At 64.5% G+C, this 23813-nt stretch carries 23 protein-coding genes; 11 read left to right on the plus strand and 12 right to left on the minus strand.

The genetic code is table 11. The annotated features are described in order from the left end of the window. Positions 1–17 precede the first annotated feature (17 nt). Positions 18–1478, plus strand: a complete 1461-nt coding sequence (locus SE91_RS01560; RefSeq protein ID WP_061846326.1) for a glycerol-3-phosphate dehydrogenase — start codon at positions 18–20, stop codon at positions 1476–1478. Here SE91_RS01560 and SE91_RS01565 read toward each other — a convergent pair. Together SE91_RS01565 and SE91_RS01570 are read right to left on the minus strand one after the other, a co-directional pair. Next, entirely contained in the window at positions 1475–1777 is a 303-nt protein-coding gene (locus tag SE91_RS01565; RefSeq protein ID WP_061846327.1) for a type II toxin-antitoxin system RelE/ParE family toxin, read from the minus strand. The genes SE91_RS01560 and SE91_RS01565 overlap by 4 nt on opposite strands. Continuing rightward, complete coding sequence (locus SE91_RS01570; RefSeq protein ID WP_349540729.1) at positions 1774–1980, minus strand: hypothetical protein; 207 nt, start codon at positions 1978–1980, stop codon at positions 1774–1776. The genes SE91_RS01565 and SE91_RS01570 overlap by 4 nt, the downstream gene beginning before the upstream one ends. 146 nt (positions 1981–2126) lie before the next feature. Here SE91_RS01570 and SE91_RS01575 point away from each other — a divergent pair, with 146 nt between their 5' ends. From SE91_RS01575 to SE91_RS01590, 4 genes are all read left to right on the plus strand, one after another. Continuing rightward, positions 2127–3299, plus strand: a complete 1173-nt coding sequence (locus SE91_RS01575; RefSeq protein ID WP_061846329.1) for an ABC transporter ATP-binding protein — start codon at positions 2127–2129, stop codon at positions 3297–3299. Further along, on the plus strand, positions 3296–4210 hold the full coding sequence (locus SE91_RS01580) for an ABC transporter permease (RefSeq protein ID WP_061846330.1): 915 nt from the start codon (positions 3296–3298) through the stop codon (positions 4208–4210). The genes SE91_RS01575 and SE91_RS01580 overlap by 4 nt, the downstream gene beginning before the upstream one ends. Before the next feature lie 4 nt (positions 4211–4214). Beyond that, complete coding sequence (locus tag SE91_RS01585) at positions 4215–5027, plus strand: ABC transporter permease (RefSeq protein WP_061846331.1); 813 nt, start codon at positions 4215–4217, stop codon at positions 5025–5027. Positions 5028–5090: 63 nt separating this feature from the next. Then, on the plus strand, positions 5091–5543 hold the full coding sequence (locus tag SE91_RS01590; protein ID WP_245318249.1) for a hypothetical protein: 453 nt from the start codon (positions 5091–5093) through the stop codon (positions 5541–5543). Here SE91_RS01590 and SE91_RS01595 read toward each other — a convergent pair. The 4 genes from SE91_RS01595 to SE91_RS01610 form a co-directional block, all read right to left on the minus strand. After that, complete coding sequence (locus tag SE91_RS01595) at positions 5540–6406, minus strand: carbohydrate ABC transporter permease (protein WP_008546165.1); 867 nt, start codon at positions 6404–6406, stop codon at positions 5540–5542. The genes SE91_RS01590 and SE91_RS01595 overlap by 4 nt on opposite strands. Further along, complete coding sequence (locus SE91_RS01600; protein ID WP_008546164.1) at positions 6403–7275, minus strand: carbohydrate ABC transporter permease; 873 nt, start codon at positions 7273–7275, stop codon at positions 6403–6405. The genes SE91_RS01595 and SE91_RS01600 overlap by 4 nt, the downstream gene beginning before the upstream one ends. Before the next feature lie 94 nt (positions 7276–7369). Beyond that, positions 7370–8755: an ABC transporter substrate-binding protein gene (locus tag SE91_RS01605; protein WP_061850863.1), complete on the minus strand. Its 1386-nt coding sequence runs from the start codon at positions 8753–8755 to the stop codon at positions 7370–7372. Between the two features lie 224 nt (positions 8756–8979). Then, the gene (locus SE91_RS01610; RefSeq protein WP_061846333.1) at positions 8980–10872 is read right to left on the minus strand and encodes an AsmA family protein; all 1893 of its coding nucleotides are present in this window, start codon (positions 10870–10872) and stop codon (positions 8980–8982) included. A 273-nt stretch (positions 10873–11145) separates the two neighbouring features. Between SE91_RS01610 and SE91_RS01615 the strand changes: the two genes are divergently transcribed. Both SE91_RS01615 and SE91_RS01620 read left to right on the plus strand, forming a co-directional pair. Further along, a complete protein-coding gene (locus SE91_RS01615; protein ID WP_061846334.1) occupies positions 11146–11853 on the plus strand; it encodes a CoA transferase subunit A in 708 nt (235 codons plus the stop codon). A 21-nt stretch (positions 11854–11874) separates the two neighbouring features. After that, positions 11875–12525 carry a 3-oxoacid CoA-transferase subunit B gene (locus SE91_RS01620; RefSeq protein ID WP_008546159.1) on the plus strand — a complete coding sequence of 217 codons (651 nt, stop codon included), beginning with the start codon at positions 11875–11877 and terminating at the stop codon, positions 12523–12525. A 21-nt stretch (positions 12526–12546) separates the two neighbouring features. Here the strand turns inward: SE91_RS01620 and SE91_RS01625 are convergent, their stop codons facing one another. The 5 genes from SE91_RS01625 to SE91_RS01645 form a co-directional block, all read right to left on the minus strand. Next, positions 12547–14154, minus strand: coding sequence for an ABC transporter permease (locus tag SE91_RS01625; RefSeq protein ID WP_061850864.1), 1608 nt, complete (start codon positions 14152–14154; stop codon positions 12547–12549). A 94-nt stretch (positions 14155–14248) separates the two neighbouring features. Beyond that, the gene (locus tag SE91_RS01630; RefSeq protein ID WP_245318588.1) at positions 14249–15238 is read right to left on the minus strand and encodes a Fe(3+) ABC transporter substrate-binding protein; all 990 of its coding nucleotides are present in this window, start codon (positions 15236–15238) and stop codon (positions 14249–14251) included. A 205-nt stretch (positions 15239–15443) separates the two neighbouring features. Next, positions 15444–16319, minus strand: a complete 876-nt coding sequence (locus tag SE91_RS01635) for an SUMF1/EgtB/PvdO family nonheme iron enzyme (RefSeq protein ID WP_061846336.1) — start codon at positions 16317–16319, stop codon at positions 15444–15446. 54 nt (positions 16320–16373) lie between these two features. Continuing rightward, positions 16374–17498: a copper-containing nitrite reductase gene (nirK, locus tag SE91_RS01640; protein WP_061850865.1), complete on the minus strand. Its 1125-nt coding sequence runs from the start codon at positions 17496–17498 to the stop codon at positions 16374–16376. 219 nt (positions 17499–17717) lie between these two features. Continuing rightward, positions 17718–17924: a hypothetical protein gene (locus SE91_RS01645; protein WP_061846337.1), complete on the minus strand. Its 207-nt coding sequence runs from the start codon at positions 17922–17924 to the stop codon at positions 17718–17720. Positions 17925–18079: 155 nt separating this feature from the next. Between SE91_RS01645 and hemN the strand changes: the two genes are divergently transcribed. Both hemN and SE91_RS01655 read left to right on the plus strand, forming a co-directional pair. After that, complete coding sequence (gene hemN / locus SE91_RS01650; protein ID WP_061846338.1) at positions 18080–19432, plus strand: oxygen-independent coproporphyrinogen III oxidase; 1353 nt, start codon at positions 18080–18082, stop codon at positions 19430–19432. A gap of 87 nt (positions 19433–19519) precedes the next feature. Further along, the gene (locus SE91_RS01655; protein WP_061850866.1) at positions 19520–19717 is read left to right on the plus strand and encodes a DUF1858 domain-containing protein; all 198 of its coding nucleotides are present in this window, start codon (positions 19520–19522) and stop codon (positions 19715–19717) included. Positions 19718–19828: 111 nt separating this feature from the next. On the opposite strand, the gene SE91_RS01660 is transcribed toward SE91_RS01655, so the two are convergent. Next, entirely contained in the window at positions 19829–20539 is a 711-nt protein-coding gene (locus SE91_RS01660) for a Crp/Fnr family transcriptional regulator (protein WP_061846339.1), read from the minus strand. Positions 20540–20667: 128 nt separating this feature from the next. On the opposite strand from SE91_RS01660, the gene SE91_RS01665 reads away from it, so the two are divergent. Then, the gene (locus SE91_RS01665) at positions 20668–21879 is read left to right on the plus strand and encodes an NnrS family protein (RefSeq protein WP_061846340.1); all 1212 of its coding nucleotides are present in this window, start codon (positions 20668–20670) and stop codon (positions 21877–21879) included. A gap of 193 nt (positions 21880–22072) precedes the next feature. Then, positions 22073–23755, plus strand: a complete 1683-nt coding sequence (locus tag SE91_RS01670) for a mucoidy inhibitor MuiA family protein (protein WP_061846341.1) — start codon at positions 22073–22075, stop codon at positions 23753–23755. Positions 23756–23813: the final 58 nt, after the last annotated feature.

The raw sequence follows: 23813 nt of genomic DNA on the forward strand, positions 1-23813 counted from the left end.
TCCTTCTCGACGGCCTCATGGCGGATTACGACCTTGCGATCATCGGCGGCGGGCTGAACGGGGTCAGCCTTGCGCGCGATGCGGCCGGCCGCGGCTTGCGGGTCATCCTGTTCGAACAGGGCGATCTCGGCGGCGCGGCGTCATCAGCGACACCGCGGCTGATCCATGGCGATCTCTCGGTTCTGGAACGGCGCGGCTTCTGGCGGGTGCGCCGGGCGCTGGCTGAGCGCCGGACCTGGCTCAAGATCGCGCCGCATCTGGTCCGGCCGATGCAGTTCGTGATCCCCGCGCATGCCGAGGAACGTCCGCCATGGCTGCTGCGCGCCGGCCTGCTCCTTTATGACCGTCTCTCCGGCCGGAGCGGCCTGCCTGACGCGACGACCCTCGACATCACGCATCATCCGGTCGGCAACGCGCTGAAGCGTCCGTTCGGCACGGCTTTCGCATATTCGGACTGCGTCGTCGACGATTCCCGCCTGGTGGTGTTGACGGCGCGCGATGCCGCCGAACGGGGCGCAGCGATCCGGACCGGGGCGCGCTGTGTCCGCGCCGATCGAACCGACATCTGGCGCCTTGCGGTGGTCGATCGTGGTCACCGCCGCACGATCACGAGCCGGGCGTTGGCCAACGCCACCGGGGCGTGGACGCCGATGGTCGCGGAGACCGTGCTGCGGCATCAGCAAGTGCCCATGGCAGCAACGCAGATGAGCCAGATCATCGTGCCCAGCCTGTTCGAGTCCGACAACGTCTACGTCTTCCAGAACAACGACGGACGGCTGATCTTTGCTCAGCCGCTCGAACGCGACTTCACCCTGATCGGCACGGTCACGCACGAATTCACCGGCGATCCCGCGATCGTGGCCATGCGTGGAGCCGATGTCGGCTATCTCTGCGAAGCCGCCAGCCGCTATTTCCGCGATCGCGTCACCCCGACCGACGTGGTCCGGACGGTCTCCGGCGTCAACCTGACGTTGGCGTCTGTGCGAGGACGCGATGGCACGACCTTGTTCCACGCGCGCCGGCGCAAGGCGCCGCTGATCACGATATTCGGCGGTGACGTCACCACCTCACGGCTGCGCGCGGAGCGGGCGGTGACGCATCTGACGCCGTTCTATCCGATGTCGCCGCCCTGGACCGCCGGCACGGCGCTGTCCGGTGGCGATTTTGCCTGGGATCGTTTCGACACGGAGGTCGACCTCGCACGCGACCGCTGGCGCTTTCTGTCGGAGCCGCAGGCCCGGCGCCTGGTCGCAGCCTATGGCTCGCGATTGCCGGCAGTGCTGGGCGAGGTGAAGACACGTGAAGAACTCGGCCCGACCTTCGGTTCCGAACTGACCGGCGCCGAGGTTCGCTATCTCATGGACCATGAATGGGCGCGCTTTCCCGACGACGTCCTGTGGCGCCGTTCCAAGCTCGGCCTGACCATGCCCGCGACAGATCGTGACGCGCTGGCGGCGTTTATGGCGGGAGCAAGCTAGACGGAGCCGCGCTTGCCCGGCATCCCGCCGGGACTGCGAGCGCCATGACGAATGGCGTGGATGATGATCTCCTGGCCTCTGATTTCGTAGAATACGAGAAATGGGTAGGGCGTTGTGGTCAGCCTTCGGATGTCCGAATCATCGGTCCGTACACCAATCTCCGGATGCGCTGTTAACAGGCTGCTCACATCCTGAATGCGCTTTTGGACGCGCGCGGCTCCCTGGGGAGACGTCTTCGCAATGTAGGTCAGAATGGAATCGAGGTCCGCTAGCGCCGGAAGCGTATAGCGAATATTCACAGGCCGTGTTTGGCCCAAGTCGCGCGGACCTGAGCCTCGGTTGCGAATTCGCCTCGTTCGGCGGCCTCCTTGGATCTGGCAATTGCCGATCTCTCATCGTCCGAGAGGATGACGGGAGAGGCTGCTTCTGCGCCGGCGAGCTGGAGCACGATCCGAGCAATGTCATCCTGCGCGTCGGACGGCAGACTGCGCGCGATCTCCACGGCTTGATCCAGCAACTTGGTCATGCCGCATCATACGCTCTTTGCCGTCCAGCATGAAGACCAATTTGGGACGATCCGCCCCCGAACCGGTTGAGCTGGGGACGATCGGCCGCTAGCGTGCGGCGGAATCGGGGTTGGCAGGGACCATGACGGACGAGTTGCCCAGACCAGACATCGCGGCCAATGCAGCCGGCGGAGATGCACATCCCGCAGCGGGGCAGCCGCTGCTGCGCATCGAGGGCGTTGCCAAGACGTTCGGCACGTTCCGTGCCGTGGACGGCGTCTCGCTCGACATCAAGGCCGGCGAGTTCTTCGCATTGCTTGGCCCCAGCGGCTGCGGCAAGACCACGCTGCTGCGCATGCTCGCCGGCTTCGAGGCGCCGGACGAGGGGCGCATCCTCCTCAATGGCAAGGACATCGCGCAGGCGCTGCCGCATGAGCGGCCAATCAACATGATGTTCCAGAACTACGCGCTGTTTCCGCATCTGTCGGTGCGCGACAACATCGCCTTCGGCCTGAAGCGCGCCGGCATGGCGCGCGCCGACATCGCCACGCGCGTTGCGGAGATGGTGGCGCTGGTGAAGCTCGACGGCCTGGAAAAGCGCAAGCCCGACCAGCTCTCCGGCGGCCAGCGCCAGCGCGTGGCGCTGGCGAGGGCGCTGGCACGGCGGCCGCAACTGCTGCTGCTCGACGAGCCGCTCGCAGCGCTCGACAAGAAGCTGCGCGAGAGCACGCAAGGAGAGCTGATGGAGCTGCAGCGCCGGCTTGGCATGACCTTCATCGTCGTCACCCACGACCAGGAGGAGGCGATGACGATGGCGAGCCGGATCGGCGTGATGAAGGCCGGCAAGCTGGCGCAGGTCGCGGCTCCGCGCGAACTCTATGAGGCGCCGCGGTCGCGCTGGATCGCGGAGTTCGTCGGCGACGTCAATCTGTTCGAGGGCGAGTTCAAGCTCCGTGACGGCCATCACCTGGTGATCGCCACGCGCGAAGCGGGCACGCTGGTGGCGACGGAGCCGCGCGAGCCGGTGGGCGAGACGACATTGTCGGTCGCGATCCGGCCGGAAAAGGTGAAGCTGTCGCGCCGCGCGCCGGTGTCCGAGGCCGGTCGTGCAACGGCGATCAACAGCCTGGAGGGCGTGATCGCCGACATCTGCTATCTCGGCGGCACCACCACCTACAAGGTGAAGCTCGATGCCGGCGGAACGGTGCAAGCTTCGGTCGTCAACAGCGCGCGCATCGACGTTGACGCCTACAGCGTGAACCAGAGCGTCGTCGCCTGGTTCACGCCCGACGATTGCGTGGTGCTGCCGCCATGAGCTCCCGTCGCATCTTCGCGCGGCCGGCGCGCTTTGCCGCGATTGCGCCTTATCTCTGGATGGTGCTGTTCTTCCTGGTGCCGTTTGCCTTCGTGCTGAAGATCAGTCTGTCGCAAACGGCGATCGCGCAGCCGCCTTACGAGCCCGTGTTCGACCTGACGGCGGGATGGGAGGCGCTGAAGGCGGCCTTTGCCGCATTGTCGCTCGACAATTTCAGGCTGCTGATCTCCGACGACATCTACGTGTTCGCCTATTTGCGCAGCTTCACCGTCGCCGTCACGGCGACTGCGCTCCTGCTGTTGATCGGCTACCCCGTCGCCTATGGCATGGCGCGGCTGCCGAAGACTTGGCAGGCGGTGGCGATGGTGCTGGTGATCGTGCCGTTCTGGACCTCGTTCCTGATCCGCATTTATGCGTGGATCAACATCCTCCAGCACGATGGCCTGCTCAACCAGATCCTGCTGGCACTGCATCTGGTCAGCCAGCCCGTGGTGTGGCTCTCCACCGACAGCGCGATGTATATCGGCATCGTCTATTCCTATCTGCCGTTCATGATCCTGCCGCTCTACGCCACGCTCGCCAAGATGGAGCCGGCGCTGGAGGAGGCGGCAGGCGATCTAGGTGCGCCGCCCTGGCAGGTGTTCTGGCTGGTCACCTTCCCGTTGTCGCTGCCCGGCGTCGGCGCCGGCGTGCTGCTGTGCTTCATCCCGATCGTCGGCGAGTTCGTCATCCCGGATCTTCTGGCCGGCTCCAATTCGCTGATGATCGGCCAGACCCTCTGGCTCGAATTCTTCACCAACAAGGACTGGCCGGTGGCCTCCGCGGCGGCCATCGTGCTGCTGGTGGTGCTGCTGGTCCCGCTGTTGCTGTACGAACGGCTGCAGAAGCGGCAGCTGGAACAGGGGCGCTGAGACGATGCGCAAGCTCTCACGTCTCTCCCGCTTCAACATTGCCTCGCTGGCGCTGGGGCTGGCGTTCCTTTATTTGCCGATTCTGATCCTCGTGATCTATTCCTTCAACGCCTCGCGTCTGGTGACGGTGTGGGGCGGCTGGTCGCTGCGCTGGTATTACGAGTTCTTCAACGACCGCGCCATGATCGAGGCGGCCTGGATGAGCCTGCGGGTCGCGGTCTCCTCGGCGACCATTGCCACGCTGCTCGGCACGCTTGCCGCGGTCGCGCTGTCGCGGGGCGAGCGTTTTCGTGGTCGCACGCTGTTCTCCGGCATGCTCTATGCACCGCTGGTGATGCCGGAGGTGATCACCGGTCTGTCGCTGCTGCTGCTGTTCGTCGCGCTGAACGCCGAGCGCGGTTTCTGGACGGTGACGATCGCCCACACCACGCTGACCATGTGCTTCGTCGCGGTGGTCGTGCAGTCGCGCCTTGGCTCGCTCGATCGCTCGCTGGAGGAGGCCGCGATGGATCTCGGCTGCGATCCGGTCCACGCCTTCGTCGCCGTGACGCTGCCGCTGATCGCGCCAGCGATCGTCGCCGGCTGGATGCTGGCGTTCACGCTGTCGCTCGACGATCTCGTGATCGCGAGCTTCACCACCGGCCCAGGCTCGGCGACGCTGCCGATCCGCATCTATTCGGAGGTGCGGCTGGGCGTGAAACCCGAGATCAACGCGATCTGCACGCTGGTGATCGCCCTGATCGCGGTCGTCATTGTCATCGCCTCGCTCGCTTCGAAGCTGTCGAGCTCGCAGGGCGAGAGCGCGGCGCCGCTGTAAACAGGGAGACTGGCCGGGATGTTCGCCTATCAGGTGCTGATCCACACGCCGCCCTGGGTTTGGGTGCTGCTGGCCTATCTCGTCTGGCAGGGCGTTCAAGCGCTGCAGCCACGCACGACGCCGATCTGGCGTGCGCTGGTCCTGCCGGTCGTGTTCATCGTTTGGGGGATGTCGCGGATCGGCTTCGGGCTCCAAGGCAGTACCTGGCCTCTGGTCGCATGGATGACGGCCGCGCTGGTATTTCTGCCGCTGGGTGTGCTGACACCACGCCCCTTCGATGTCGATCACAAGACGGGCGAAATCATCCGCCCAGGCAGCGCCTTCGCGCTGATCCGCAATCTCGTCGTGTTCTCGCTGCAATATGCGGTCGGCGTGATCTCGGCGATCGATGCGGCCGACCGGGCATTGGCGATCATTGTCGGCCGCGCCGTCTCGGGCGCGATCGCCGGCTATTTCATTGGTTCGGCGATCGCGCTTCTTGTCGCCTATCGCCGGAAGCGCGCGGCGATTGCTTAGGACTTCACCGCACCTGCGGTGAGCCCGCCCACCATGTAGCGGCGGAAGGCGTAATAGACCGCGGCCGGCGGCAGGGCGTAGATGAAGCCGGTTGTCATCAGCAGCTCCCAGGGCGAATCGTCTGCGGCGAGGAAGTTGCCGAGCGCGACGGGGAGGGTGATCTCGCGGTCGTTCGAGAGCAGCAGGAACGCGTAGAGATATTCGTTCCAGGCCAGCAGCACCGCATAGGTGCCGATCGCGACCAGCGAGGGCATCATCAGCGGCAGATAGACCAGGCGGAAGATCTGCAGCGTCGTCGCGCCGTCCATCACGGCGGCCTCGTCCAGCTCGACCGGCAGCTTATCGGACGCCTGCTTCAGCACCCAGATCGCGTAGGGGCTCGCGATCGTCACCATGGCCAAGATCAGTGACCAGTGATTGTTGAGCAGGCCGTAATTGCCCATGGTGCGGTACATCGGCACGGCAAGGAACGCCGCGGGGATGAAATAGGTGAAGAGCGCGAGGTTCAGCACGGTCCGTCCGCCAGGCACCTTCAACCGCGAGATCGCGAACGCCGCGCAGGTCGCGATGACCAGCGTCAGCACGCCGACGGAAACGGCGATCACCGTCGAATTCCAGAACTGGATGTAGAAGTCGCGCAGGAAGTAGTGCTGCTGCTTGAACACGATCGTGAAATTATGCAGCGTCGGATGGTCCGGCCACAGCTTGCCCGAGAACGCGTCGTCCTTCGGGGAGATCGCGAACAGGAACATGTGATAGATCGGGATCATCGTCCACAGGAAGACGGGAATGCCGATCAGCAGCAGCCGCGCTTCGGTCGCGACGTCGCGCCAGGAAAATTCGCTTACGCCGGGGAGCTTCATCGCGACAACCGTTTCATCATGAAATACACGAGCGGCAGGACGAACGGCATCGCGCAGACGATCGATGCCATGGCCAGCGAGAGCTGGTCGAGCCGCAGATAGCGAATGCCGAGCGTCGCCAGCACATGGGTGAGGTCGGCAGGTCCGCCGCCGGTGAGCAGATAGACGCTGTTGAAGTCGCCGAGCGTCCAGATCATCGAGAGCAGGGTGCAGGTGACGTAGAGCGTCTGCATCGACGGCCAGGTGATGTAGCGGAATTTTTGCCACCAGCTCGCACCGTCCACTTCGGCTGCCTCGAACAGGTCGTGCGAGATCGCAAGCCGGCCAGTGATCAGGATCAGCGTCCAGAACGGCAGCGACTTCCAGATGTGCACGCCGATCGCCATGCTGAGCGCCACGGTCGGGTCGTTGAGCCAGTTCGGGCCGTCATCGCCGGTGAAGGAGAAGATGAGGTGGTTGATCACGCCCCATTCGGGATTGAGCATGAAGCGCACCGACAGGATGGTCGGGATCGACGGCACCGCCCAGGGCAGGATGAAGATCACCGAAAGCCATTTGATCCAGGGGCGCTGCACGGCGAAGAAGCCGGACAGGAACAGCGCGATCAGCATCTTGATGTTGATGCCGACGACCAGGAAGATCAGCGTGTTGATCGCGGCCCGCGCGAAGATCGGGTCATGGTAGAGCGCGACGTAGTTTTCCGGCGCGCGCGCCAGCCACAGGCCATAGCAGACGGGATAGACGACGAAAGCAAGGAAAACGAGCAAATAGGGCGCAAGCAGCACGATGCCCCAGACCTGCGCCGGGGTCAGCCGGGACGACAGGGGCGGGCCGGGAAGTGCCTGATCGCCTGAGAGCGTGATCGCCATTCTTTTCGGACTCTTCAAAGAGAAGCCGGCCGCGAAACGCGGCCGGTGTTGTTCTTACACCTCTCTCCGCAGCGCGGGGAGAGCAGCGGACGACTTAACCCGCGACCTGCTTGATGCGGGCGATCATCTCGTCGACGGCCTTCTCGACCGGCACCTTCTCGCTGACCACCCGGTTCATCGCCTTGGCCCAGATGTTCTCGTTGTTCAGGATCGTGAACTTCCAGTTCTTGGTGAAGTCGAACTGACTGGTTCCGCCCTTGAACTGCGTGTAGACGGCCTTGCGGTGCTTGTCAGCCTGCCAGAACGGGCTTTCCTGGCTTTCCTTCGTCACCGGGAACCAGCGGCCGAGCGCGCCCTCGATGTAGGGACGGATGTTCTCTTCCTGAAGCAGGAAGCTGATGAACTGCTTGCCCTCGGCCTTGTTCTTGGCCGCGGTGAAGATCAGCCCGGTCTTGACGTCGGAGCGATATTTGATGGTCGAGCCGTCAGGAGCCTTCGGGAAGGACGCCGTGACGATGTCCTGCTCATAGGCCTTCTTGCCGGCGTCGCGCTGCTCCTGGGTGAGGGCCTGGTTCTGCGAATCTTCGAACCACTTCGCCGCGATCGAGATCGTGAAATTGTGGGTCATCACGATCGTCTTGTTGTGGAACGCGACATTGTTGTCGGGATCCTTCCAGGTCGTCGAGGAGGGCGGCGTGCAGCCCTTGATGTAGGTGTCGGTGTAGTCCTTCATCGCCTTGATCAGGTTCTCGCGAACCTTGGGATCGTCGACCGTGAGCTTGCCGTCGTCGTCGACCAGCTTGACGTGATAGGCGTCCATGAAGGTGTAGAAAGACTGGAAGGCGTCGGTGGATTCCACGCCCATCGGCTGGCCCACACCGTAAACCCGCTGGCCCGTTGCCTTGCGGATCGCCGGCTGCACCTTGTCGCACCAGAACGTCCAATAGCCGGCCCAGTCGGTCGGGATGTCGGCGAGCTTGAAGCCGGCTTTCTCCAGCATGTCGTTCCAGATTTCGACATGCATGCTCTGCTGCTTCAGCGGGAAGCCGTAATAGGCCTTCTTCTTGGCGACGTCGTTGTAGAGGATCGACGCGTCGAGCGTGTTCTGCGCGAACCGGCCCTTGATCGGCTCCATAATGTCCGTGAGGTCCTCGAGCTTACCCTCATAGGCCCACTTGCCCTGCGCCTGCACGTCGTAAGAGTCGGAATAGGCGACATCGGGCACGGTGCCGGCATCGAGCGCGGCGACCGTCTTCGGAATCATGTCCTGGATCGCGTATTGCGACAATTCGACCTTGATGCCGGTCTTGGCCTCGAATTTCTTGATCGTCTCGATCAGCGCGTCGTCTTCGGAGCGATAGAAGCCCTTGCCCCACCAGACCGTAATCGTCTTCTGCTGCGCAAAGGCGGGTGCAGTGGCGGCAAACAGCCCAACCGCAGCGACCGCCAATGATACTGCGCCAATAACCTTGGATTTCACGTTCTTCTCCCTCAAACGGCCGGTGTTTTTAACCGGTCGTATAAAACACTAGCGCATGGCGGGAGGCCGATCTAGCGCCATCTTGTCAGACCAAGGTCGCGGAATGTCGGGCCGGATGGATGCTTAATTCACGCATCGATCCAATCGCCGCATCAATTCGCCCTGATCAATTCGCGTCGCTTGATGGACTGCAAATCCTCGGGTCGGACTCTCAATTCGGACTCTCAGTTCGACTTGGCGCCCTCTTTGGCATTCTCGGCCGCCGGCGATCCGTCCTGGGCCGGGCGCTTGCCGCCCCCGGTGATGCGCTGCTTCAGGAGATCGAGGAAGGGCGACGCCGCAGGCGATTGCCGGATCAGGCTTTCGGGATCGGGAAAGACCAGAGGATCGTCCCAGGGACCCTGCACCATGAAGGGCAGTTGAAAGCCGGACGCCGTGTTGAGGCTTGCGACGCCCTTCATGTCGTATTCGCGGGTCGGCACCGAGGCGGTGCCGGTCAGCGTGATCTTCGCCGTGGGCCCTTCGATGCGGATGTCCTCGGCGGTGGCGATCCCATCCGAAAACTTCACCGCGATCGTGAGGCTGTCGTAGGGCGTGGAGCCGCTGCGGAAATTGCCGCCGCCCGACAGCGGTCGCCGTTCCAGGCGCTTGAGGAGTTGCTCGGCATTGAAGCCCGAGATCGCGCCGTTATGCCCCTTGACCGTTGCGCTGCCGTCGAGCGACTGCACGAGGCCGAATGGGCTCGAGCCGGAAGCGAAGAGGGAGACGTTGATGTTGCCGCGGCCGGACAGCTTGTTGAGGCCGAACAGTTCGGATGCGCAGGCCTGGAGGTCGACGTCTGTGAACTGGAATTGCGCCTTGATGTCGGCGACGTTCTCGGCGCGCGCGATGCCGAACGAGCCTTTGGCGATGCCGCCATAGATCTGGGCCTCGCCCACCGAGAGCGCCAGCGTGCCGTTGCGCAAATTGGCGCCGATCGCGGTGCGGCCGAGCTTCGTCGGGCCGACCGTCAGCTTTGCTGCCGAAAGGCGCATGTCGAGGTCCGTGGTCGACAATCCGTTGAGGTCGAACAGCTGCCTGTTCCAATCGCGCGCTCCGCTCGCGAGCAGGCGAAAGGTCGAGATATAGGGCGTGAAGTCGAGCGCGTCGGCGGCGAGGGTTGCTTGCAGCGCCTGGCGACCGTTGTTGGCGTAGGTCATGACGCCTTCGGCGGTGTTGCCGTCGAGCTCGACGTTGACGTTGGTGAGCGCGGTCGAGGCGCCGACGACGTTGGCGCGCGCCTTCAGCGCGAAGCGGCCGAAGCCGCCGCTTGCTGGCTGCGGCTGTCCGGTCCAGCGCAGCGCGTTGCGCAAGGACGGGCTGTCGATGGTGAGCGTGCCCTCCATCATCGGGCTGGTGCGGTTGGCGACGCTGCCATCGAAGGCGAGCTTGAGCGGCGCGCTCGCGATCCGCGCCTTCAACCCCGAGCGCTCGCCGGAGAGGGCGGCCACGAAATCGGAAAAGCTGATCGTGCCGTCGACGCGTTCGCCGCGCCAGTCGAACTGCCCGGTCGCGGCGAAGGAGCGCGAGATCGACGGCCAGGCCAGCGACAGGTCGATGTCCTCGAGCTTCTCGGTGCCGTGCGTGGCGACGTCCTCGTAATTGAGGACGCCGTCCTGGATCCTGATTTCGGAGAACGAGACTTGGTTTTCGGCGCCGGGCTTCATGGTGCGCGCGATGGTCTGGATGAAGGGTGTCCAGTTGCTCTCGCCGTCCGGCTTCAGGCTGACATGGATGCGCGGTCGCAGCAGCGTCAGGTCGGCGATCTCGAAGCGTTGCAGCAGCAGCGGCAGCAGCCGCAGATTGGCGGTGAGCACGTCGATATGGAGCGCGGGATCGCTGGCGCCGCCGCCCTTGAGACCGACGTCGTGGAAGGAGATGTAGCTTGCCGGCAGCACCGAAATGTCGATGGCACCCGCGACATTGAGCTCGAGCCCGGTCACGTCGCGGATCTGCGCTTCCACCGCCTTGCGCAGCGCGTCGCGGTTGATGAGCCAGGACGTCGCGATCAGGGCGATCAGCGCCACGCCGAGCAGCGCCACGATCGGCGTCCCGAGGCGCTTCATTCCTTGAGCCATGGTCAATGGCATGTCCTGATCGGGTTGGTTGTTGGAGCCAGAAGGGCGGGTCGGGAAACCTGCGTGCCCACGCCCAACCCCCGCAACTTGATGGGTTTTCTTGTCGCTTTCAAGGCCGCGGACGATTCTGCCCATGGCGTGAGCAGCTTCTATCACCCGGTGGCGGAACGGAGAACCCCCGTATCATTGACGGCTTCGGAGGATTTCGCCTAATAATCGCCGCCAATAAGGCGCGACGCCCGCAAGCCGAAGGTTCAGTCGAAGGTCATTTGCATGAACAAGGTCTATCCCGACGCCAAGTCGGCTCTGTCAGGCATTCTGAAAGACAACATGATGATCATGTCGGGCGGCTTCGGCCTCTGCGGCATCGCCGAGGAGCTGTCGGACGCGATCCGCGAGTCCGGCGTCAAGGGGCTCACCGTTGTCTCCAACAATGCCGGTGTTGACGGCATCGGGCTCAGCCGCCTGCTGGAGACCCGGCAGATCAAGAAGATGATCTCGTCCTATGTCGGCGAGAACAAGCTGTTCGCCCAGCAATTCCTCGCCGGCGAGTTGGAACTCGAATTCAATCCGCAGGGCACGCTGGCCGAGCGCATCCGCGCCGGCGGCGCCGGCATTCCGGCCTTCTACACCAAGACCGGCGTCGGCACGCTGATCGCCGAAGGCAAGGAAGTGAAGGAGTTCGACGGCGAGAAATACCTGATGGAGCGGGGCCTGTTCGCCGACCTCGCCATCGTGCACGCCTGGAAGGGCGACACCGCCGGCAACCTCATCTACCGCAAGACCGCGCGCAACTTTAACCCGATGATGGCGACCGCCGCCAAGGTTACGGTGGCCGAGGTCGAGCATCTGGTTCCCGCCGGTGAACTCAATCCCGACCACATCCACACGCCGGGTATCTTCGTGAAGCGCATCGTCGAGGTCGGCACGGCCAAGAAGCGCATCGAATTCCGCAACACCCGCCCGCGGCCTGCGGCTTAAGCGCGACACAGGAGAACTGATATGGCCTGGACCCGTGAACAAATGGCCGCGCGCGCCGCGAAGGAACTGCGTGACGGCTACTACGTCAATCTCGGCATCGGCATCCCGACGCTGGTCTCGAACTACATCCCCGACGGCATCGACGTCAGCCTGCAGAGCGAGAACGGCATGCTCGGCATGGGCCCGTTCCCCTATGAAGACGAGGTGGATGCGGACCTGATCAACGCCGGCAAGCAGACCGTGAGCGAGCTGCCCTCGACGTCCTATTTCTCGAGCGCGGATTCCTTCGGCATGATCCGCGGCGGCCACATGGACCTGTCGATCCTCGGCGCGATGCAGGTGGCCCAGAACGGCGATCTCGCCAACTGGATGATCCCCGGCAAGATGGTCAAGGGCATGGGCGGCGCGATGGACCTCGTCGCCGGCGTCAAGCGCGTCGTCGTGGTGATGGAGCATTCCGCCAAGGACGGCCCGAAGCTGTTGAAGCAGTGCAACCTGCCGCTGACCGGTGAGCGCGTGGTCGACATGGTCGTCACCGATCTCGCCGTCTTCACCATCGACAAGCACGGCGACGGCGGCATGGCCCTGATCGAGCTCGCCGACGGCGTCACGCTCGACGAGGTCAAGTCCAAGACCGAAGCCGAATTCCGCGTCGCGCTGAAGAATACGTAAGCGGGAAACGCCGGGGCGGCTTCAAGCGGGGCCGCTCGGCACATCGGAGAACCGGGTCAGCCATGCGACCGGGCCGATGCTGGCGGCGACGATCAAGAGGGCCGCGAGCGCGCCGTCCTCGAAATTGCCACGGCTTGCGAACTGGTAGATCGACGTCGACAGTGTTTCGACGTTGAGGGGACGCAAGAGCAGCGTTGCCGGGAGTTCCTTCAGGCAGTCGACGAACATGACGATGACGGCGCCAAGCATCGCGGGCCTGAGCAACGGCAGATAGATCTGCCTCAACATGACTGCCTGGCCGGCGCCGACCGTGCGTGCGCTCTCGTCATAGTCACGCGGAATGCTGTCGAACCCGACCTTGATCATGCCGACCGGCACGGCAAGAAAACGAATCGTATAGGCGATGACGACGGCCATCCCGGAGCCGACCAGGATCAGCCCGGGCTGCGAACGTCCGATCCAGGCGGCAACCACGCTCATCGCGTTGTCGACCGCCAGAACCGGGGTCAGCAGGCCGAGGGCAATCACGAGACCCGGCAGCGCGTATCCGGTCTGCGCGACGCTCATCGCCAGATATCGCAGAGGATCGGGCCGAAAGCGGTGCGCAATCGTCGTGGCGAGCGCAAGCATCAGCGCTAGAAGCGTCGCGAGCGCTGCGAAGGCAAACGAATGGAAGGTGTGGCGCCACAGCAGCGGGTCGAAATTCGTAAGCAGTCCGCGACCAAGAGCCTGATGCGCCAGGTAGGACAGCGGCACGACGAAGCCGATCAGCACCGGCAGCGCGCAGACCGCGAACGCGATCCACGCTCTTGCGCCCGAAAGCGGGGTCCGCTGCCTCACATGCGGGCTTTCGGCCGAGAATGCGATGTTGGCGTTGCGACGGCCGTAACGCTCCATTGCGATCAGGCCGGCGACGATCGCAAGCATCAGGCATGCGAGTTGCGCCGCACCGGCAAGGCTGCCGCGGTTGAGCCAGGTGGTGAAGATCGAGACCGTCAGCGTGCGGATGCCGAGATATTCGCTGGCGCCGATGTCGTTGAGCGTTTCCAGCGCGACCAGCGCCACGCCGACCGCAAGCGCCGGCCGCGCCATCGGCAGTGAAACGCGCCAGAAAATGGTCCATCGGCCGGCGCCCAGCGTCCTGGCCGCTTCGGCGAATTCGGCAGACTGAACCTGGAACGTCGCGCGCGCCGCCAGATAGACGTAAGGGTAGAGCACGAGCCCGATCACGAAGATGGCGCCCGGCAGCGAGCGCAGGTTTGGCAGATGGCCGAGGGCATCGCCCAGCGGCAGCCAGATCGCCAACGTGCGATGCATCAGGCCGAGCGGTTCGAACAGGTCGGCATAAACGTAAGCCGCAAGATAGGTCGGAATCGCCAGCGGCAGCGGCATCAGCCACAGCAGCATGCCGCGGCCGGGAAAATCGTGGCGCGACATCACCCACGCAGTGCCGGCGCCGATCAGAAGCGTAAGCGCGCCGACCCCGGCGAGCAGGAGTGCGGTATCCAGCAGGGCGGCCGGCAGCACGTAGTTGATCAGATCGTGCCACACATCGCCCGCCGGCTGCAGAGCCAGCGAAACGATCGAGAGCACGGGCGCCGCGACCAGGATCGCAGTTGCGATCGCGATGGCGGTTGCGGCGCGTCCGGCGTGGGCACGACCTTTCGAACGAGGTCGTGCGCCCTTGGCTTCTTCTAGTTTGAGGGAAGACGGCCGCCAGAGATCAGTTGTCAAAGCCGACCTTGTCCACCAGCGAGGCCGCAGCCTTGCGATTGGCGGCGATCTTCGCGATCGGCAACGGATCCGGGCCGAGTTTGCCGTAGCCCGCGATGGTCGAGTTGATGGCGACACCGGCGCGAACCGGATATTCGTAGTTCTGGTCGGCATACATCTGCTGCGCCTGCTCGCTGACGAGCCACTCGATCAGCTTGATGCCGTTGGCCTTGTTGGGCGCGTGCTTGGCGAGCAGCACGCCGGAGAGGTTGACGTGGGTGCCGCCGCCTTCGAAGGTCGGCAGGATGACGCGGGTCGCCTCCGCCCACGGCTTCTTGTCGGGATCGTTGTTCATCATCAGCGCCCAATAATAGGTGTTGCCGATGCCGATGTCGCACTTGCCGGCCGCAACGTCGCGCGCGGCTTCGCGATCGCCGCCGGACGGCTTCTGCGCGAGATTGGCCTTCACGCCGCGCAGCCACTCCTCGGCCTTTGCCTCGCCGTACTTGGCGGTATAAGCCGCGAACAGCGCGTTGTTGTAGATGTGCTGGCCCGAGCGAATGCAGATCTTGCCTTTCCACTTGGGATCGGCGAGCTCCTCATAGGTGATCTTGTCCTGCTTGACGCGATCCTTCGAGGCATAGATCACGCGCGCGCGCATGGAGATGCCGGCCCATTGCCCGTCCGGATCGCGATACTGCGCCGGCACGACCTTGTCGACCGCCTCCGACTTGATCGGCTGGGTGACGCCGGCCTGCACGGCCTCGTCGATGCGGCCGATGTCCACCGTCAGCAGCACGTCGACCGGACTGTTGGCGCCTTCCGCCTTCATGCGCTGCTCCAGACCGGAGCTTGCGGACACGACATTGACCTTGATGCCGGTATCCTTGCTGAAGGCGTCGAACAGCGGCTGGATCAGCTTGGTCTCACGATAGGTATAGACGTTGACCTCGCCATTGGCGGCTGCTTCCGACACGAAGGATAGGGTCAGGCTCAACATCGCCGCGGAGGCGGCGAGGACGCGAAGATTGATCATAAGGGCAGCTCCCAGGCGGGCGATTGAACGCCCGATTGAGTAGCGCAGCCGATGCCGCAACGTCAGCGACGCGATGTCGCGAGAGACATGACTTAGAGGGATTCCAATCTTAGTTTAGACTCGTTCTAATTACTGAGCCGAGACGCTGATGGAGAAACGATGGCCGCCGCTATGATCTCGCTGGCCGCGTCTTGCTCATCCGCTGCGATACGCTGGCCAGCCACGAGGTCTCCTCGCGGACCAGGCGGAAGCCGAGATTGGCGGGCGGCACGCCTTGCGCGCAGCCGCCGGCGCGGGCGTCGCGGATGAAGTCGGTGACATAGGCGCGGTGCGCGCCTTCCGCGACGCGCACGCCGCAATTCACGGTCGGGCGGATCGGGGTGCCGGCCTCGTCGACCCGCGAGCGGACGAAGCAGGTCGATGTCCATTCCCAGACGTTGCCGGAGACGTCCTCGAGGCCGTGCTCGTTGAGGCCGAATTTGCCGAACGGATGGGCGGTGGTGTCGGAGGAATCGCGCTCGGATTCGCGCTCGTAGCGGCTGATCCAGCGCTTCGACGGATCGCTTGCGTCGACCGACGCGCCGTCGTCCTTGAAGCGGCTGCCGGCGGCAAATGCCCATTCCTCGTCGCTCGGCAGGCGATAATGCTTGCCGGTCTTACGCGACAGCCAGCCTGCATAGGCTTCGGCGTCATACCAGCTCACCTGCACCGCGGGGCGATCCGGCGCGATGACGACGTCGCGGCCCAGCGCGCGGCATGCGCCATCCTGCACGCAGAGCTGGAAGTCCGCGGAGGATACCTGCTGACGCATGATGTGGAGCGGCCTGTTGAACCGCAGCGTTCGCAGCGGCGCTTCGGCCTGCTGCCCGGCGCGCGTGAAATCTCCGGCCTCGCGATACACAGAGCTTCCGGCAGCGATTTCGACGATCGCCGGCTCGCCTGCTTTGTGCGTCGCCATCTCGGAGACGAGAGGTGCAACCGCCAAGGGCCCTGCGAGTCCGGCCGCGCAGGCAAGTGCCAATTTCAGCTTGAATGCGATCAGCATGATGATCCCCGAAAGAAAAAGGGGTCGGCTGTCCTGCCGGCCCCTCTCGGTTCGTCAGTTGACCTTGCGACCGGTCTGCAGGGCGCCTTGTGTCTGCGGCGGGATGTCCGCCGGCGCCTTCACCTGGGTCATCAGGTCATCGTTCCACTTGCCTTCGACCTTGAAGTGCGCGGTGGCACCGAGATTTGCGGCCTCGATCAGGTTGTGCGTGACATAGGCGTAGATGCCGGGCTGCAGGAATTTGTAGAGCGCAGCTCCCGCAGAGCCGCCGCGGATGAACCAGGTCTCGAGATCCGTCTCGGGCGCGTTCGAGAACTTGCCGGTCTCCCAGACATAGTCGCCATGACCGCCGATCAGATGCGGACGGCTGTCGCGATTGGCCTGCGAATGCACGATCAGCACGTTCTCGCCGACCGTCGCCGTCAGCGCTTTCTTGCCGGTGAGCGCGCCGACCTTGCCGTTGAACACGACGTGCGTGGGGATCAGCTTCTTCATCACCTCCTCGGTCTCGGTGAAGGCTTCGCCCGGCGAGTCGTAGGACTTGAAGTTGCCCTTCTCGTCGCGCGGCACATACATGTCCTGCTCGCCGACATAGTACACCTTGTCGTATTTCAGCGGGTGGCCCTTGCCATCGTTCAGCCCCCCGCGCGGCAGCACCATGATTGCGCCGTTCATGCCCGAGACGACGTGCCAGGGGATCATCGGGCCGCCGGGGGCGCAGTGATAGACGAACACGCCGGTCCGCGTCGCCTTCCAGCGCAGCACGACCTGCTCGCCGGGATTGACCAGGGTCAGCTCGCCGCCGCCGAGCGCACCGGTCGCGGAGTGGAAGTCGATATTGTGCGGCATGGTGTTGGTCGCGGGGTTGACCAGCGTCACTTCGACATAGTCGCCCTCATGCACGACCATCATCGGGCCCGGCATCGAACCGTTGAAGGTCATGGCCTGGAAGGTGGTGCCCTTGTCGTCGATCACGACCTTCTTCTCTTCGATGTTGAGCTTGAACTCGACGATCTTGGGGCCCTGCGTCGTGGCTTGCTCGTGCGCATGCACGAAAGGCGGGGCGACCAGCTCGACCTTCTGCCGCGGCAGCTTGAGATCGCCGGCGGCGAAGGCGGTTGTCGCAAACATCAGCGCGGTCGCAGCGGCGCTGATCAGTGCAGCTCTGCGGGTGAACATCGGAAGCATCCTTCATGTGAAGAGTTTGATGACGGGATGCAGTTTGCGCCGATGGCGGCAAGTTGGTTTGCGCTGCGACAACCATCTGCCGGATTGGCTCCGGTGAATTCTTTAAGAGCTGCGCCGGACAATCGGAGGAATCCGATGTCGCGTCATCGAGCGCGCAAGCGGCAAATCGCTCGCATGTTCACTCGCATTCGGTGGCCAACGCATGATCGATCAGAGCAGGCGTATTGCCATCCAGACGGTACCCCAGACCGCGAGCGACAAAGCGGCAAAGACGGCCGCCATGATAGCCAGAACGCGCATGAGATAGCCTGCGCCGGTTGCGGGCGCGGCAGGAACAGGGCGGAAATCGTCGAAGCGCGGGATGTGGCCGCGGATGCCGGCGAGCCAGAGAACGAGATCGAGCGCGTACGACGCCATGGCCTATCTCCAGAAGCGATGATCAGACACCATTTTGGGTCACATCCGGTGCGCGGACTTTGAGCGAGCGCAAGGTCGCCGGCCCGGAAGCGGGTAATCTGATGCCATCCGAGATTTGCCGCACTGCGCGGCATCGATTTACGAATGGGTAAGACATGAGATTCGATCTCGCGGCCCGCTACGGCGACGAACGGTTGCCGCGCTACACGAGCTATCCGACCGCACCGCATTTTTCCCCCGCGATCGGTGGGGACACCTATGCCGGGTGGCTCGCCGAGCTCCCCGCGGGCGCCAGCGCATCGCTTTATCTGCACGTGCCGTTCTGCCGCGAGATGTGCTGGTATTGCGGCTGCCATACCCAGATCGTCCGCCGCGACGATCTGATCGCGGCCTATCAACGCACGTTGCGCAGCGAGATCGGGCAGGTGGCCGACACCATCGGCCATCGCATGAAGGTCGAGCACATTCATTTCGGCGGCGGCACGCCGACGATCATGGCGCCGGAGGCTTTCGCCGAGTTGATGGCCGTGATGCGTCAGGCGTTCTTCGTGTTGCCGACGGCCGAGATCGCAGTCGAGATCGATCCGCGGACGCTGACCGCCGACATGGTGGAGGCGATGCAACTCTCGGGCGTCAACCGCGCCAGCCTCGGAGTTCAGAGCTTCGATCCGGTCGTGCAGCGCGCGATCAACCGCGTGCAGAGTTTCGAGCAAACGGCGTCCGTCGTCGACCTGCTCAGGCGCGCCGGTATCGCGGGCGTCAATTTCGACCTAATCTACGGGCTGCCGCATCAGACCGTCGCCTCGTGCCTCGACACGGTCCGGCGCGCGCTCGCGCTGGCGCCCGACCGCTTCTCGGTGTTCGGCTATGCCCACGTGCCTGATTTCAAGAAGCACCAGCGCATGATCAACGAGGAAGTCCTGCCCGACGGTCCTGCACGCCACGACCAGGCTTGCGCGATCGCGAATGCGCTGAAGGAGGCCGGCTACGTGCAGATCGGCCTCGATCACTTCGCGCGACCCAAGGATTCCATGGCCGTGGCCTTCGAGGACGGAACGCTACGGCGTAACTTCCAGGGCTACACCACGGACAAGGGTAACGTCCTGCTCGGCTTCGGTGCGAGCGCGATCGGACATTTGCCGCAGGGCTACGTCCAGAACGAGGTGCAGATCGGCGCCTATGCGCAGAGCATCAAAGCCGGCCATCTCGCCACCGCGAAAGGCTACGCGCTCACCGACGACGACCGGCTGCGCGCCGACATCATCGAGCGCATCATGTGCGAGTTCAGCGCCGATCTCGGCGACATCTGCGCCCGTCATGGCGCAGAGCCCGAGGCCATGTTGAAGTCGGCCTCGCGTCTGAAGCCGCTGATCTCTGATGGCGTCGTCAGGCTGGATGGCGCAAGGCTCGCGGTCGCAAGGGATTCGCGCTTCCTCGTCCGCAGCGTCGCGGCGGCGTTCGACGCCCATCTGGATCCCGGCAAGCAAATGCACAGCCGGGCGGTGTGAGCCACGCCTCGGAATGACAATCAGCTTGCGCTCCGACAAAGAAACATGGGTCACCTCCGCTATCGTCGCTTCGGAACGGAGTTGTCCATGTCTTTCCGATCCGACGATCTGGTCGATGACATCATGCGCACGGCGCCGCACACGATCCGCGTGTTTCTCGCCTTCAGGATGGCCTGCGTCGGCTGTCCGATCGCGACGTTCCACACGGTGGACGACGCCTGCCGCGAGCACGGCATCGATCGCGAGACATTCCTCGCCGCGCTGTGCGACTGCGTGCCAGCGTAACAGGTTTCGGAATTCGCACGGGCGCGTGCGGATTCCCGGGTGAGGGCGCGCTTCCGCCGTAAGCGGAGCGCCCTCGCGCCTATCTTCGCAGGAATCGTTCTGGAGGCGCTCTCACGCTGCGCCGCTGTCGGGACTGCGCTCGGCGAGCACCACGATCCTGTGCGGCTCGCGCAGGATGATGCGCTGACGGCCGCTCTCGACCAAGCCCTGGCTCTCCCAGCCGCTCAGGATTCGGCTGACGGTGTGCAGCGTGGTGCCGGTCATCTGTGCGATGTCCTGGCGGCTGATCGGGAAGTCGATCTCGATGCCGTGCTCGAGCTTCTTGCCGGACTGCTTGGCGAGACGCAGCAGCACATGCGCGACGCGCTGCTCGACCTGCTGGGTCGACATCTCCACGATGCGGGTGTGGCTTTCCTGCAGGCGCGTGCCGACGGTCTGGAGCGTGTTGGCGGCGAGCGAGGGAAACCGCTCGATCAGCCGCGGCCAGGCCGAGGTCGGCCAGATCAGCACCACGCTGTCGTCGACCGCCATCGCCGTCGCCGGATAGCGCGCGGCTCCGATCGCCATTGCGAGGCCGAACGTCTCGCCGGGCGCGACGTAACGCACCACGATCTGCTCGCCGGTGGGCGTCGTCTTGGCGGCGCGGACGTGGCCGTGCAGCAGCAGGAAGAACGACTGCGCGTCCGCTCCCTGCTCGAAGATGGCGCTGTTCTTGGGGTAACGGGCCGAGCGGGCCTCGCGCAGGATCTCCTCGAGGTCATCCGGCTTGACGCCTCCAAACAGCGGCAAATGTGCAACCAGCGATGTGTCGACCTTGGCCATTACGTCTCCTTGGCGCTGGGGAGTGTGATGGCACCTGCAATCGTCGAGCAGTTTGCGATAGCGCAAAACGGACCGGCCGGACGGCAGTATTTTTCCAGACGCAGTGTGAATTTCCAGGAGTTGATCCCATGGCTGGTACCCGATCCCGCAACTTCGAGGGCTGGCCGCTGTTTGCGAACAGTTTTCGGCCCTTTTTCCTGTTCGCCGCGATCCAGGCCGCCCTGTCGATCCTGGCCTGGCTGCCGATATTTTACGGCGAGCTGTCGGTAACGTCAGCCTTCGCGCCCCGCGACTGGCATGTCCACGAGATGCTCTACGGCTTCCTGCCGGCGGTGATCACCGGATTTCTGTTCACGGCCATCCCCAACTGGACCGGGCGGTTGCCAATCCAGGGCACCTCGCTCGGAGCGCTACTGGTGGTCTGGTTTGCCGGGCGTGTCGCGGTGACGCTGTCGGCCAATATCGGCTGGCTGTTCGCGGTCCTCGTCGATGCCGCCTTCCTGGCGCTGGTCGTCGCTGCCGCGACGCGTGAGATCATGGCAGGCGGCAACTGGCGCAACCTGCCCGTGGTGGCGCTCGTGCTGGTGCTGCTCGCCGGCAACGTCGCTTTTCATCTCGAAGCCCATGTCGAAGGCGCGGCCGATGTCAGCATCCGCGTCGGCATCGGCGTGGTCGTGCTGCTGATCGCGCTTATCGGCGGCCGCATCATCCCGAGCTTCACCCGCAACTGGCTGGTCAAGTTCAACCCCGGCCGCCTGCCGGTGCCGTTCGGACGCTTCGACGGCGTGGTGATCGGATGTAGCGTGCTCGCGCTCATCGCGTGGATCGTGGCGCCGTTGAATGCCGTCATCGGTGTTGTGATGGGGCTCGTGGGCGTGCTGCATCTCGTCCGGCTGGCGCGCTGGGCCGGTGACCGCACCATGCGCGAGCGCCTGCTGCTGATCCTCCATGTCGGCTACGTCTTCGTGCCGCTCGGCTTCCTCCTGAATGCGTTGGCGGGCTTCGGCGCGCTGGCGCCGAGCGCGGGCGTTCATGCCTGGATGGCGGGCGCGGCCGGAATCATGACGCTCGCTGTGATGACCCGCGCAAGCCTCGGCCATACCGGACAGGCGCTGACGGCGTCGCCCGCGACACAAGGGATCTACCTCGCGATCTTCGTCGCGGCGCTGACGCGCGTCGCCGCCGTGGCATTGCCCGCATATGGCGATGTGCTGTTGCACGTGGCCGCCTGCGGCTGGGTCATCGCCTTCCTTGGATTCGCGATCGCGTTCGGTCCGCTGCTCGCGGGCAGCCACCGGCGCGCGCTCGCTACCTTGGGAATGCCCGTGCCGGCGCGCTGAAGTCGTGCTGCGCTGGGCGAGGGCGTCCCGATCAGCCGCGGGACATCACATTCCGTCGCCACCATGCCGCCGCAGCGGTGCCCCACGGAAACCCCAATCGAACCAGTTCCTTCCCTGCCGCGTCCAACCACGATGGCGAGGCATTGATCGCAGGCGTCCGGCTGGCGGCGCGGCGATACCGGCAGGAGAGACTATGCGCATCACCGCGAGTTATCTGGCAACGACGAGCCTGGTTCTGGTCGTCATGGCGACGGCGTCGCCGTCATGGGCCGCCGACGTGGACGCGACGTCGGCCATCGACACCGTCACCGTCTATCCGGATGGTGCTACCGTGACCCGTATCATCAATGTCGACCTGCCGTCCGGGGACTCGACGCTGGTCGCCAAGGACTTTCCGCTGACCCTCGACATGTCCTCGATCCGGGTCGAGGGTGAAGGTGGCGCAAAGCTCACCATCGGCTCGATCGATGCGCGGTCGCCGCGCGTGGCACCGGTCAACCTGCCCGAGCTGGAAAAACGCATCGAAGCCCTCAACGACCAGCGCGCCGATTTGCAAGGCGCGATCGACTCGGCCAACGCGCGCCGCAAGTTCGCGGAGCACTTTGCCGAAGCGTCCCCCGCGGGCATCGGCGAGAAGGGTGAGGCGCGTCCGATCGCCGAATGGCGCACGGCCTTTGCGGCGGTCGGTGAGGAAATTGCGAACGCCGATGCCGCCATTCGTGATGCGACGCGCAAGCAGCGCGAGATCGATCGTCAGATCGTCCAGCTCGAAGCCGAGCGCAAGGCCAAGCCGCCGAGCAAGCTCGAAGTCCGCATGGACGTTGCCGCACCGGCGGCGACCAAGGCGACGCTGAGGGTCACTTACAATGTGCGTAATGCGCGTTGGTTGCCGCTCTACGACGCCCGGCTCGACACCGGCGCCAAGGACCGCAAGCCGCAACTGGAACTGGTCCGTCGTGCCGAGATCACGCAATCGACCGGCGAGGACTGGTCCAACGTCACGCTCGGCGTCTCCACAGTCCGCATCAGCCGCGGCGGCAGCGCGCCGGAGTTGAACTCGCTGATTGCGCAATATCCGCAGGTGCCGAAGCCACGCGCGTTGGGATCAGTCTCGGACACGGCAGCGCCAGCGCCCGCGGCGGCACCCATGCGAAAAATGGAACCCCCGGCCTTCGCCGCCAGATCCCGGGAAGATCTCGCCGAGCGCGCCGAAGAACAGCAGGCGGTGGCCGAGATCGGCGACTTCCAGGCCACCTTCAGGATTCCGGGTCGTGTCAGTCTCGGCGCCGCCGAAGGCGCCAAGAGCCTGAAGATCGCGGCAACGACCGTGCCCGCAGATCTTTCGGTGCGCGCCGCGCCGGTGATGGATCCGACCGCCTTCCTCGAAGCCAGCTTCAAGCAGACCGACGACACGACCTTGCTGCCCGGCAAGGTCGCGATCTACCGCGACGGCGTCTTCGTTGGCCGCGGCAAGATCACGGCGTCGGCCAAGGACGACATTGTGCGGCTCGGCTTCGGCGCCGACGACAAGGTTCGAATCGAGCGCGCAGTGCTCAAGCGCAACGAGGGCTCGGCCGGCCTGCTGGTTACGACCTCGAAGACCGACGAGCGCTCGTTCAAGACGACGATCCGCAATGGTCACGACTTCCCGATCAAGGTTGCGATCGAGGACCAATTGCCGGTCAGCGAGAACGAAGAGATCGTGGTCGAGATGCTGCCGGCGACCACGCCGCCGACCGCGAGCAACATCCGCGACAAGCGCGGCGTGCTGGAATGGTCGTTCGACGCCAAGCCCGGCGAGGCCCGCGATATCAACTTCGCCTGGCGCATCCGCTGGCCGAAGGATAAGGGCATGGTGATCGTGCCGTCGGGCTAGGGCCGTAGACGCGAAGGAAGTGCTCTCCCTCTCCCGCTTGCGGGAGAGGGTCGGGGTG

The organism is Bradyrhizobium sp. DOA1, from assembly GCF_001593325.1.
GTDB lineage: Bacteria > Pseudomonadota > Alphaproteobacteria > Rhizobiales > Xanthobacteraceae > Bradyrhizobium.

What these genes read in the sequence shown, in the direction of transcription:
- SE91_RS01600 (WP_008546164.1), bottom strand. Translation starts at nt 7,275, where the DNA reads ATGGCGATCACGCTCTCAGGCGATCAGGCACTTCCCGGCCCGCCCCTG.
- SE91_RS01630 (WP_245318588.1), bottom strand. Translation starts at nt 15,238, where the DNA reads ATGTTGAGCCTGACCCTATCCTTCGTGTCGGAAGCAGCCGCCAATGGC.
- SE91_RS01660 (WP_061846339.1), bottom strand. Translation starts at nt 20,539, where the DNA reads ATGGCCAAGGTCGACACATCGCTGGTTGCACATTTGCCGCTGTTTGGA.
- SE91_RS01635 (WP_061846336.1), bottom strand. Translation starts at nt 16,319, where the DNA reads ATGCTGATCGCATTCAAGCTGAAATTGGCACTTGCCTGCGCGGCCGGA.
- SE91_RS01665 (WP_061846340.1), top strand. Translation starts at nt 20,668, where the DNA reads ATGGCTGGTACCCGATCCCGCAACTTCGAGGGCTGGCCGCTGTTTGCG.
- SE91_RS01645 (WP_061846337.1), bottom strand. Translation starts at nt 17,924, where the DNA reads ATGGCGTCGTACGCGCTCGATCTCGTTCTCTGGCTCGCCGGCATCCGC.
- SE91_RS01655 (WP_061850866.1), top strand. Translation starts at nt 19,520, where the DNA reads ATGTCTTTCCGATCCGACGATCTGGTCGATGACATCATGCGCACGGCG.
- SE91_RS01595 (WP_008546165.1), bottom strand. Translation starts at nt 6,406, where the DNA reads ATGAAGCTCCCCGGCGTAAGCGAATTTTCCTGGCGCGACGTCGCGACC.
- nirK (WP_061850865.1), bottom strand. Translation starts at nt 17,498, where the DNA reads ATGTTCACCCGCAGAGCTGCACTGATCAGCGCCGCTGCGACCGCGCTG.
- hemN (WP_061846338.1), top strand. Translation starts at nt 18,080, where the DNA reads ATGAGATTCGATCTCGCGGCCCGCTACGGCGACGAACGGTTGCCGCGC.
- SE91_RS01670 (WP_061846341.1), top strand. Translation starts at nt 22,073, where the DNA reads ATGCGCATCACCGCGAGTTATCTGGCAACGACGAGCCTGGTTCTGGTC.
- SE91_RS01615 (WP_061846334.1), top strand. Translation starts at nt 11,146, where the DNA reads ATGAACAAGGTCTATCCCGACGCCAAGTCGGCTCTGTCAGGCATTCTG.
- SE91_RS01610 (WP_061846333.1), bottom strand. Translation starts at nt 10,872, where the DNA reads ATGGCTCAAGGAATGAAGCGCCTCGGGACGCCGATCGTGGCGCTGCTC.
- SE91_RS01575 (WP_061846329.1), top strand. Translation starts at nt 2,127, where the DNA reads ATGACGGACGAGTTGCCCAGACCAGACATCGCGGCCAATGCAGCCGGC.
- SE91_RS01560 (WP_061846326.1), top strand. Translation starts at nt 18, where the DNA reads ATGGCGGATTACGACCTTGCGATCATCGGCGGCGGGCTGAACGGGGTC.
- SE91_RS01585 (WP_061846331.1), top strand. Translation starts at nt 4,215, where the DNA reads ATGCGCAAGCTCTCACGTCTCTCCCGCTTCAACATTGCCTCGCTGGCG.
- SE91_RS01580 (WP_061846330.1), top strand. Translation starts at nt 3,296, where the DNA reads ATGAGCTCCCGTCGCATCTTCGCGCGGCCGGCGCGCTTTGCCGCGATT.
- SE91_RS01620 (WP_008546159.1), top strand. Translation starts at nt 11,875, where the DNA reads ATGGCCTGGACCCGTGAACAAATGGCCGCGCGCGCCGCGAAGGAACTG.